Source organism: Oryzihumus leptocrescens (assembly GCF_006716205.1).
GTDB lineage: Bacteria > Actinomycetota > Actinomycetes > Actinomycetales > Dermatophilaceae > Oryzihumus > Oryzihumus leptocrescens.
Map to the genome: position 1 here is coordinate 2,239,570 of NZ_VFOQ01000001.1, position 10,732 is coordinate 2,250,301.

Below are 10,732 nucleotides of genomic sequence, written 5' to 3' on the forward strand. Positions count from 1 at the left end.
CACCCGACCCTAGGCGATGACCCGGTCAGCTGCCCGCGGGCCGGCGCGGCTGGTAGAGCCAGGCGTCGAACAGCCCGTCGAGCTGCTGGCCGCTGACCCGCTCGGCGGTCCGGAGCAGGTCGGCGGTGGACGCCCCGCCGTAGCGGTGCTGGGCCGCCCACGTCCGCAGCAGCCGGGCGAAGGCCGCCTCGCCGATGCGCTGGCGCAGGGCCACCAGGGCCATCGCGCCGCGCTCGTAGACCGGGGTGGAGAACAGGTTCGCCGGGCCGCCGGGGTTGGCCGGCGGGGTCTTCCAGAACGGGTCGGAGGCGGGGTACTTCGCGAGCAGCGTCTTGAGCTGCACGTCCGCCGTGACGCCACCGTGGCGCTCGGTCCAGAGCCACTCGACGTACGTCGCGAAGCCCTCGTTGAGCCAGATGTCCTTCCACAGCCGGGGCGTCACCGAGTCGCCGAACCACTGGTGGCCCAGCTCGTGCACGACCGTCAGGAGGTCCGGCGCCCGGTCATACATCGGCTTGGTGGCGGTCTCGAGGGCGTAGCCCACCGACCGCGCGTTGTCGACGACCCCGCCGGTGGCCGAGAACGGGTAGCGCCCGAACTGCGTGGTCTCCCAGTCGGTGATCTCCGCGCTGCGCTGGAGCGTGGACCACGGCGAGCCCGTCACCGACGGGTCCACCGCCAGGTAGACCGGCAGGCCGTGCGCGGTCCGGCCGGTGCGCTGGTCGAAGCGACCGAGGGTGGCCGTGACCAGGTAGGTCGGGATCGGCTGGGGCTGGTGCCACCAGTACGTCGTCCTCCCGGCGCTGGTGTCGTGCGACCGCAGGACGCCGTTGCCCCACACCGAGGTGCCCGTGGGCACGCTCATGCGCAGGTCGAAGGACGCCTTGTCCGACGGGGCGTTGCTGGACGGGAACCAGGACATGGAGCCGACCGGCTCCCCCACGACGAACGCGCCGTCGGCCGTGCGGACCCACCCCTCGATCGACCCGTCGGCGTCGGTGATGACCCGGGGCACCCCGGCGTACTGGACCCCGACGGAGAACGTGTGCCCGGAACGGATCCCCGCGGCGGGGGTGATGACCAGCTCCTGACCGTCGCGGCGGGCCTGCGCCGTGCGCCCGTCCACCGTCACCACGGACACGGCCAGGCCGGTGAGGTCGAGGTCGAACCGGGAGAGGTTCTGCGTGGCGCGGGCCTGCATCACGCTGCTGCCGGACAGCCGGCCGCTCGTAGGGTCGTAGGCCAGGCGCAGGTCATAGTGCCGGGCGTCGTAGCCGCCGTTGCCGGCCAGCGGGAAGTAGGGGTCGCCCGCGCCGGCGGCCCCGGGCGTGAACGTGGTCCCCTGCGCCGCGCCGGTCGCGGGCCTGGCCGCGGTCGCCGGTGCGCCGGCGACGGCGGCCCCCGCAGCGACGGCGAGGGCCACGGCCCCCGCGCCGATCGTCAGGTGTCGGTGGCTCATGACGATGCCCCTCCCCGTCAGGACGACTCAGGCCCCCACCGGGCGCCGGCGCCCCTGACTCCCCACGAGGCTATGCCGGGAACGGACCCGTGCCCGGGCCCTTCGCCCCCTCAGCGGCTGTCTCTGCGGTACCAGGCGCCCAGGAAGATCACCGTCGAGAACACAAAGACGGGCAGCACGTTGAGGCCCGACGTCGCATGCACGAGCATCCCCAGGGCGCCGAAGCCCACGGGTGCCACCCACCACGCCCTGATGGCGCCGCGCAGCCGCAGCCGCCAGCGTTCGGCCGGGGTGACCTTCGGTCGAGGCACCTCCTGCGGGTCACGAGGCTCCATGGGGAGCACGAGTTGGGGCGCCACCAGGGCGTCGATGCGCTCCCGCAGGACGCCACCGTTGCGCCACAGCGTGGGCTCCACGGCCACCGTGTAGCCGTCCTGGTCGACGAGCGTGCGGCCACCGTCGGGAAAGGCAAAGGCACCCGCCAACCTCGCCAGGTCCACGGCGCGCGCCTGGTCACCCCCGGCCACCTCGACCCTGCCGTCCGACACGGTGATGACCGACCGGTCCACCGGGTGGTCCAACGCCCGGAAGCGCTCTCCCGAGGTCGTCCCGGCCGGCCGCGTGGCGTCCAGCCAGGTGATCGAGTCGTCCCGGCGAGCCGCACGCGGCGCCCCCACCAGCAGCGTTCGATGGACGTCACGGGCCGCCTCGACGACGTCGTCCGGAGTCACCTGCTCCGCCTCGCGCAGCACGTCCTCGACGTCGACGGTCTCCTCGTCCAGCAGCACCGCGCGCCCGGAGGCCCAGGCTCTCCCGGGCTGGTTGAAGGGGTCGCGGTAGTTCCTCACGACGACTGCCGCGTCCTCGGCGACCTCCTGGCTGGTCGGGCCGGAGCGCATGAGCTCCTGCAGCACCGAGCGCGCCACAGAGACGGCCTTGGGGCGCAGCTCGGGCATCAGGTCCGCGCCGGCGAGGAGCACGGCGGTGTCGGCACCGACCGGGTGGTAGGCGTCCCACGGCGCGTACGAGCCGCCCGCCTCGTGCCGCAGTCGTGTCGCGAGCCGGCGTTGGAGACACCGCCCCAGCGCCGTGGATGCGGCCGATCGACGGACCAGCCCGGACAGGCACACGGCATCATCCGGACCGACGTAGGCGCCGGGCAACGGCTGCCCGCACGGTGTCGCAGCCTGCGTCAGCAGGGCCTCCCCGGAGCGCAGCCGCAAAGACAACCCTGGCGGGGGCGGACCGTCGAAGCACAGGACGGCGTTGCCCGTGGTGAACCGTCGTGCCGCGTGCACCAGCAGGGCGTCGACACTCGCCCGCGTCAGCCCCGGTTCGTCGTAGGCCACGAGCCCCGGGCCTCGGGCGCCGTAGCGCCAGAGCATCGCGTCCGCAGCGGCGGACCCACCCCGTCGGGCGGACTCGGCCCGCAGCACCTTCCGCTCGTGCTCCAGGTCTGACAGGTCCGGGTCGGCCAGCCACGTCGTCAGCGCACGCAGGTGCTCCGCCACGTCACCGGCCTCGCCGTGGACGTCGAAGCTGGTGACCAACAGGTCGACCGAGCCGTTGACGTCGAGGTCGACGCGCTCCCGGCCGTGAAGGGCAAGGTGCTCCAGCAGGTGGGTCCAGCCACAGGTGGGCAGGGTCTCGTCGGCCATGCCGCCACGGAACATCAGGCTCGCCCGCAGGGTCGGTCGGCCCGACTCCACCCAGAAGGTCCTGACCCCGTCGATCTCTGTGGTGTGCAGTTCCACGCGTCCCCCGTTCGTGCGGGCTCACTGTAGTGGCGGGCATGCTGCGGGGTGCGCGAAACGCCCGACGTGGCGGGGAGGGTCGCGTCGGCTCCCTCCTGCGCAGCGGACCGGCTCAGCGAGCCGGGTCAGCGATCCGGGTCAGCGGATCGACTCAGCCGGCGTCGATGACCGGCGGCCGCTCGGGCAGGCCGAGGTAGTCCAGCACCCGCGCCGCGTCGGCCTCCAGCGCGGTGAGGTCGGCCCGGCGCACCGGCTCCAGCGGGCGGATCGTCACCGCGCCGGCAGCCAGGCTCCACAGCGCCACGGCGCGCCCGTCCACCATGGCGAACGGCCGGAACAGCCCGTTGGTGGTGACGATGCCGCGGTGCTCCCCCACGACGTCGGCGCGCGACACCCAGCCGTGCAGGACCGGGTCGAAGGGCCCGAGCAGCCGCGGTCCGGGTGGCGGCTCCGGCTCGCCGCCTGCCTGCCGCGCGGACAGGTCGACCAGGCCGTCGCCGTCCTCGACCACCTCGTCGGCGATCGCGGCCAGCCCGCGTCGGGCGTCGCCGAGCGTGATGCCGGCCCACTTGGCCAGGTCGCGGGCGTCGGCCGGGCCGTGACCGACGAGGTAGCGCCGGGCCAGCAGGGCCAGGGCCTCGGTGCGCTCCAGGGGCTCCGGTGCCGGGCCGAGCCACTGCTCGACGGACACAAAGCACTGCTCGGCCCCGCGGACCGGCCCCCGCACCACGTGGCCGGCCAGCGTCGCCGCGACCAGGACGTGGACGATCGCCTGCCCCGCGGTGGGCACCCCCTCGGCGTCGAGGGCGTCACGCAGCTCGGCGCGGGTGCGGGGGCCGTGCGTCGCGACCTGCTCGGCCACGACCTCGACGCCCCGCTCGGCCTGGGCCACGGACACGCCCTCCTGACGCAGCCGGGTGCGGTTGCCCGTGGCCAGCTGCGGCGTCGTCAGGGGGTGCAGCCACCAGTAGTCCTGCGCCTGGACCAGGTGCAGCGTGCCGCGGTTGAGCCAGGTGACGACCAGGGAGCGCCGGTCGGTCAGCCCCGCGTCGACGTCGGCCGCGATCACCCCTGCGGCGCGGGCCCGCACCGCCAGCCGGGCGCCCCTGGGGTCCTGCCCCTGCACCGCCAGCAACCGCTCCACGACGGCCTCGGCCGAACCGGCGGCCGGCCCGCTGAGCTGCTGGGCGGCCAGCCGCCGCCGGTGCACCGCCGACGGCGCGGCCACGCGTCCCGGACCACCGGTGCGGCCCCCTGCCCCACCCATGTCAGCCGATCCCTTCGCTCGGGTCCATCCGCACGGTCACGGACTCCTTCTCCTTGCGCGCGCTGCGCACCGCCTTGAGCGCGGCCATCGCCGACGCCAGCGCCGGCCCGTCCGCCAGCGGGCCACGCACGAGCAGCTGCATCCGCTCCGGTGCCGCGGCGTCCGTCCCACCGGCCCGCGCCGCTCCGCCGGGCCTGGCGGGCGCCGGACCGCGACCGCGCCGGGCGGCCCCCGCGGCCGGGCCACCCACGGACGCCGGCAGCGGCCCGAGCCGCTCCACCCCCTCGGGCAGGCTGGTGTGCTCCAGCGCGTCGGCCAGCGCCCGCCGGCTCGCGACGAGCTGGGCCATGGCCACGGTCGGTGGCAGCCGCAGCTCGCGCCGCTCGGCCAGCTCGCGGGCGGCGAACCACGCCGGGTCCCAGCGCACCAGCGCCTCGATCGCCGGCAAGGTGGTGTGCAGCGGCGCCCCGCAGAGCACGACGAGACCACCCTCGGCCGCGCCACGGGTCAGCGCCGCGGCGGCCAGCCAGCGGCGCTCGGCCTCCTGCGCGGCGTCCAGGGAGGGGCGGTCGAGCAGCGCCCACGCGTCCAGCAGCAGGGTCGCGGCGTAGCCGCCCTCGGCCACCGGCTCGGCGCCGGGCGTGGCGATGACCAGGCTCGGCCGGGCCGCCACGGCGGCGAGCACGTCGCCGGCGCCGGAGGTGTGCACCGGCACCCCGGCGAACGCGCGCCCGAGCTCCTCGGCGGTGCGCCGGGCGCCGACGACCCCGGCCCGGACCGTGCGGCCGTGGCAGTGGGGGCAGTCGAAGGCCGGCACGCCCTTGCCGCACCACCGGCACACCGGAGGCGCGTCCGCCGCCACGAGCGCCAGCGGCCCGTGGCAGTGACCGCAGCGAGCGGGCATCCGGCAGGTCTGGCAGGACAGTGACGGGACGTATCCGCGGCGGGGCACCTGGATGAGCACCGGGCCCCGCTCGAGCGCGGCCTTGGCGGCCCGCCAGGCGGCCGAGGGCAGGTGGGCCGCGGCCGCTGCGGGGTCGCGCTCGAGGTCGGTGCCCTCCCCGGCGACCTGCACCCGGGGTGCCGCCCGCCGCAGGTCGGCCGGAGCGCCCACGACCGGTCGCAGGCTGCCGGCCTCGACGAGCTGCTGCACCGCCACGGACCGGGCGAACCCGCCGGAGAGCACCGCCGCCCCCTCGAGCCTCGCGCGGGCCAGCAGCACCTCGCGCACGTGCGGGTAGGGGGCGCGCGGCTCGTCGTGCAGGTCGTCGCCGTCGTCCCACCAGGCCACCAGGCCGAGGTCGCGCACCGGCGCGAATGTCGCCGCCCGGGTGCCGACGACGACGCGCACGTGCCCGCGCAGCACCTTCAGCCACGCGGTGTAGCGCGCCTGCGGGCCCTGGTCGGCGGTGAGCCGCACGTGCCGGCCCGGGCCGAGCGCGGCCTTCAGGGCAGCGTCGACCCGGTCGACGTCGCGGTGGTCGGGCACGACGAGCAACGCCCCGCGACCGGCCGACAGCGCCGTGGCCGCGGCGACCGCGAGGGCGGCGGGCCAGTCTTGCGCGGGGTTGCTGGTGGGGGTCGCCAGCCACGAGGCCGCCGGCGCCTGGCCCTCGGCGATGCGTCGCAGCAGGGACGGCCCGGCCGGGTAGGCCTCCCACGGCCCGGGGTCGGGAGCGGGCAGGGGCTCGGTCTCCGGGGGCTCGGCGGCCAGCGCCTTCTCCGCGGCGGCGTGCCGCGGCGGCACCGCCAGGCGCAGGACGTCCTCGAGGGTGCCGGCGTAGCGGTCGGCCACGGCCCGGCACAGCGCGAGCGTCGCCGCGGTCAGCACGGGCTCGGGGCTGACCACCTTGCGCAGCGGGGCCAGCCGGCCGGCGTGCTCGGCCTGCGCCCGGCGCTCCAGCACGAAGCCGTCGACGTCCTGCCCGGCGAAGCGCACCTTGACCCGCACCCCGGCCCGGGCTGTGTCGGCCAGGGAGGCGGGCACGGAGTACTCGAACGGGCGGTCGAGGTGGGGCAGGCCCACCTCCACGGCGACCAGCGCGACCGGGTCGACCCCGGCCAGGCCCTCAGCCGCGCGGGCCGCGGGCCTGCGGCGAGCGCCGGCGCGCACGAGCTCCAGCTGCTCCCCCGCAGCCGGCGGACCCGCGGCGCCCTCACTCGTCATACGGCACTTCTACCGCACCGCGCCGACGCACCCGGACGCGCCATGCCCGCCCCGGCCGGCCCCGGAGACGGCGCTGCCCCCGGCCCGCGGCCGCGGGACGGGGGCAGCAGGTGCCCGGTGCGGGTCAGACCGCGGCGCGGAGCTTCTCGACGCGGTCGGTGCGCTCCCAGGTGAAGCCACCCTCCAGGCCCGGGGCGGAGGTGCGGCCGAAGTGGCCGTAGGCCGCGGTGGGCTGGTAGATCGGGCGCAGCAGGTCGAGCTCGTCGATGATCGCGGCCGGGCGCAGGTCGAAGGTCGAGTCGATCGCGCGCTGGATCTTGTCGAGGGGGACGGTCTCGGTGCCGAAGGTCTCGACGTAGAGGCCGACCGGCTGGGCCTTGCCGATGGCGTAGGCGACCTGGACCTCGCAGCGCTTGGCCAGGCCGGCCGCGACGACGTTCTTGGCCACCCAGCGCATGGCGTAGGCCGCGGAGCGGTCCACCTTGCTCGGGTCCTTGCCGGAGAAGGCGCCACCGCCGTGGCGGGCCATGCCGCCGTAGGTGTCGACGATGATCTTGCGGCCGGTCAGGCCGGCGTCGCCCATCGGGCCGCCGATCTCGAACCGGCCGGTGGGGTTGATGAGCATGCGGTAGTCGGACACGTCCAGGTCGGTGCCGGCGGCGACGAGCTCGTCGAGGACCGGCTTGATGACGTGGGTGGCGATGTCGGGCTCGAGCATGCCCTCGAGGGAGACGTCGCCGGCGTGCTGGGTCGAGAGGACCACGGTGTCGAGCTTGACCGCCTGGTCGCCGTCGTAGCCGATGGTGACCTGGGTCTTGCCGTCGGGGCGCAGGTAGGCCAGCTCGCCGGACTTGCGCACGGTGCTCAGGCGCTCGGAGAGCCGGTGCGCGAGGAAGATCGGCAGCGGCATGAGCTCGGGGGTGTCCTCGCAGGCGTAGCCGAACATCAGGCCCTGGTCGCCCGCGCCCTGCTTGTCGAGCGGGTCGACGCCGCCGGTGCGGTTCTCGTGGGCGGTGTCGACGCCCTGGGCGATGTCGGGCGACTGCTGCCCGATGGAGATGGACACCCCGCAGGAGCGGCCGTCGAAGCCCTTGAGCGAGGAGTCGTAGCCGATGCCGACGATGGTGTCGCGCACGATGCTGGGGATGTCGACCCAGCCGGTGGTGCTGACCTCACCGGCGACGTGCACCAGGCCCGTGGTCACCATGGTCTCGACGGCGACGCGGGCGTTCTTGTCCTGCGCGAGCATCGCGTCGAGGATCCCGTCACTGATCTGGTCGCAGATCTTGTCGGGGTGACCCTCGGTGACGGACTCGGAGGTGAAGAGGCGTGACACGTGATTTCTCTCCTTGGTGCAGCGGCTGCTGGCTGACGGTTGGCGGAGTCTAACCCGCACTACAGACGGGACTGGATGACGTCCCAGAGCGTGGCCGCCACGGCCTCCTTGGGCGCGGGGCCGGCCACCACGGGTGCGGAGCCGTCGCGCTGGAGGATGTGCACGGTGGTGTCGTCCTGGCCGAACACCTTGCCGGGGCCGACCTCGTTGACGACGAGCAGGTCGCAGCCCTTGCGCTCGAGCTTGGCCCGGGCGTGGTCCATCACCGAGCCGGACTCGTCTCCGGTCTCGGCGGCGAAGCCCACGATGAACGGCGAGGAGGCCGAGCCGCGGGTCTGCACCAGCTCGGCGAGGACGTCGGGGTTGCGGACGAGCTCGATCACCGGCGCCGACTCGTCGCCACCGGGCACGTCGGGGTCGTGCGACTTCTTGATCTTGGACCCGGAGTAGTGCGCCGGGCGGAAGTCCGCGGGCGCGGCGGCCATGACGACCACGTCGGCCTCCTTGGCCGCGGTGGTCACGGCCTCGCGCAGCTCCAGGACCGTCCCGACCGGTACGACGGACACGCCGGCGGGCACCGGCAGGTCGGCGTTCGCGGCGACGAGGGTGACCTCCGCCCCGCGGGCCGCGGCCACGGCGGCGATGGCGAAGCCCTGCTTGCCCGAGGACCGGTTGCCGAGGAAGCGCACCGGGTCGATCGGCTCCCGGGTGCCCCCGGCGCTGACCACGACCCGACGGCCGGCCAGCGGGAGGGCCGACGCCACCGCGCCGGTCGCGGGCACCTCCCCCTCCGCCGCGCCGGGGACGGCCGCCGCGGCGCCGTCGCCCGCGGACAGCAGCTCACGGCATACGGCGAAGATCTCCTCCGGCTCGGGCAGCCGGCCCGGTCCGGTGTCGGCGCCGGTGAGCCGCCCGGAGGCCGGCTCGATGACGTGGACGCCGCGCGAGCGCAGCGTCGCGACGTTGGCGCGCGTGGCCGCGTGCTCCCACATCTCGGTGTGCATCGCCGGGGCGAGCACGACCGGGCAGCGCGCGGTGAGCAGCGTGTTGGTCAGCAGGTCGTCGGCCAGGCCGTGCGCCGCCCGCGCGAGCAGGTCGGCGGTGGCCGGCGCGACGACCACGAGGTCCGCCTGCTGGCCGAGCCGCACGTGCGGCACCTCGTGGACGTTGCTCCACACGTCGGTCGCGACCGGCTTGCCCGACAGCGCCGCCCAGGTGGGGGCGCCGACGAACTCCAGCGCGGCCGCGGTCGGCACGACGGTGACGTCGTGGCCGCTCTCGGTCAGCAGGCGCAGCAGCAGGCACGCCTTGTAAGCGGCGATCCCGCCACTGACGCCCAGGACTACTCGCACGCGGCGCTCCTGCCGACCGGGGACGGGGGGTGCTCAGCCCTCGGTGGGCTGGGAGGTGAGCAGGCCGTCGTTGATCTCGCGCAGCGCGATCGACAGCGGCTTCTCGTGGACCTGGGTCTCGACGAGCGGGCCGACGTACTCCAGCAGGCCCTCGGAGAGCTGGGAGTAGTAGGCGTTGATCTGCCGGGCGCGCTTGGCCGAGTAGATGACCAGGGCGTACTTGGAGTCAGCAGCCTCGAGCAGGTCGTCGATCGGCGGGTTGGTGATGCCCTCGGGGGCAGCAACGGTTCCGGACACGGTCAGTTCTCGTTTCGTCGGGGGTGAGGTGCGAGGGATCCGGTGGAAGCGGTGGATCGCATCAATGATACGAGTTCCTCGCTCGCGTGCCGAACCTCGTCGTTGGTGATGATGACGTCGAACTCGCGGGCGGCCGCCAGCTCGTGCCGCGCCGTGGTCAGCCGGACCTCGCGCTCCTCCTCGGTCTCGGTGCCGCGGCCGACGAGCCGGCGCACCAGCTCGTCCCAGCTCGGCGGCTCGAGGAACACGAACAGTGCCTCGGGCATCGTCTGGCGCACCTGGCGCGCGCCCTGCAGGTCGATCTCCAGCATCGCCGGCCGGCCCGCCGCGATCGCCGCCTCCACGGGGCGCCGCGGCGTGCCGTACTTGGCCCGGCCGTGGACGACGGCCCACTCGAGGAACTCGCCGGCCTCGCGCAGCCGCTCGAACTCGGCGTCGTCGACGAAGTGGTAGTGCACGCCGTCGACCTCACCGGGCCGCGGGGCGCGGGTCGTCATCGACACCGACAGCCACACCTCGGGAAAGTGCTCGCGCACGTAGGCGGCGACCGTGCCCTTGCCCACCGCGGTGGGCCCGGCCAGGACGACCAGCCGGCTGCTGTGCTCCGTCATCGGTGCGGTGTCGGGTCGAGCCGTCAGGCTCAGGACTGCTCGAAGCGCTCGAGCAGCGCCGCGATCTGGTTGGCGCCCAGGCCACGGACGCGGCGGCTCTCGGAGATGCCGACCTCCTCCATGATCTGGCGGGCGCGCACGCGGCCGACGCCGGGCATCGACTCCAGCAGGGCCGAGACCTTCATCTTGCCGACGATGTCGTCCTTCTTGCCATCGGCGATGACCTCGGACAGGGAGCCCTGGGCGTACTTGAGGCGGTTCTTGACGGCCGCACGCTCCCGGCGTGCCTTGGCGGCCTTCTCGAGGGCCTCGGCGCGTTGTTCCGGCGTGAGCGGGGGAAGGGCCACGTCAGTCTCCTCGGGGGGTGGTTTCGGATGTCCATGACAGCTGCCACAACCGGCTCGGGCCGGGCGGCAACGGGTGGTCAGGAACCTAGCGAAGCGGCCCATGACCTGCAACGAGGGGGTGTGTGCCCCGCCCGCGGGCCCA

9 protein-coding genes are annotated in these 10,732 nt (G+C 74.8%); all 9 read right to left on the reverse strand.

Going from position 1 to position 10,732, the window contains the following annotated elements; genetic code table 11:
- Nucleotides 1-25 precede the first annotated feature (25 nt).
- The 9 genes from FB474_RS10575 to mihF all read right to left on the reverse strand — a co-directional run bounded on the left by FB474_RS10575 (nucleotide 26) and on the right by mihF (nucleotide 10,590).
- Nucleotides 26-1,459: a M1 family metallopeptidase gene (locus FB474_RS10575; protein WP_141788603.1), complete on the reverse strand. Its 1,434-nt coding sequence runs from the start codon at nucleotides 1,457-1,459 to the stop codon at nucleotides 26-28.
- Nucleotides 1,460-1,569: 110 nt separating this feature from the next.
- Nucleotides 1,570-3,213, reverse strand: coding sequence for a peptidase M16 family protein (locus tag FB474_RS10580; RefSeq protein ID WP_141788604.1), 1,644 nt, complete (start codon nucleotides 3,211-3,213; stop codon nucleotides 1,570-1,572).
- A 151-nt stretch (nucleotides 3,214-3,364) separates the two neighbouring features.
- Nucleotides 3,365-4,480, reverse strand: coding sequence for a winged helix DNA-binding domain-containing protein (locus FB474_RS10585; RefSeq protein WP_141788605.1), 1,116 nt, complete (start codon nucleotides 4,478-4,480; stop codon nucleotides 3,365-3,367).
- Between the two features lies 1 nt (nucleotide 4,481).
- Nucleotides 4,482-6,647 carry a primosomal protein N' gene (locus tag FB474_RS10590; protein WP_141788606.1) on the reverse strand — a complete coding sequence of 722 codons (2,166 nt, stop codon included), beginning with the start codon at nucleotides 6,645-6,647 and terminating at the stop codon, nucleotides 4,482-4,484.
- A gap of 124 nt (nucleotides 6,648-6,771) precedes the next feature.
- Nucleotides 6,772-7,983: a methionine adenosyltransferase gene (gene metK / locus FB474_RS10595; RefSeq protein ID WP_141788607.1), complete on the reverse strand. Its 1,212-nt coding sequence runs from the start codon at nucleotides 7,981-7,983 to the stop codon at nucleotides 6,772-6,774.
- A gap of 59 nt (nucleotides 7,984-8,042) precedes the next feature.
- Entirely contained in the window at nucleotides 8,043-9,335 is a 1,293-nt protein-coding gene (locus FB474_RS10600) for a bifunctional phosphopantothenoylcysteine decarboxylase/phosphopantothenate synthase (protein ID WP_141788608.1), read from the reverse strand.
- Nucleotides 9,336-9,368: 33 nt separating this feature from the next.
- A complete protein-coding gene (rpoZ, locus tag FB474_RS10605) occupies nucleotides 9,369-9,632 on the reverse strand; it encodes a DNA-directed RNA polymerase subunit omega (protein WP_141788609.1) in 264 nt (87 codons plus the stop codon).
- Nucleotides 9,633-9,634: 2 nt separating this feature from the next.
- A complete protein-coding gene (gene gmk / locus FB474_RS10610; RefSeq protein WP_141788610.1) occupies nucleotides 9,635-10,243 on the reverse strand; it encodes a guanylate kinase in 609 nt (202 codons plus the stop codon).
- 29 nt (nucleotides 10,244-10,272) lie between these two features.
- Nucleotides 10,273-10,590: an integration host factor, actinobacterial type gene (mihF, locus tag FB474_RS10615; RefSeq protein WP_141788611.1), complete on the reverse strand. Its 318-nt coding sequence runs from the start codon at nucleotides 10,588-10,590 to the stop codon at nucleotides 10,273-10,275.
- Nucleotides 10,591-10,732 lie beyond the last annotated feature (142 nt).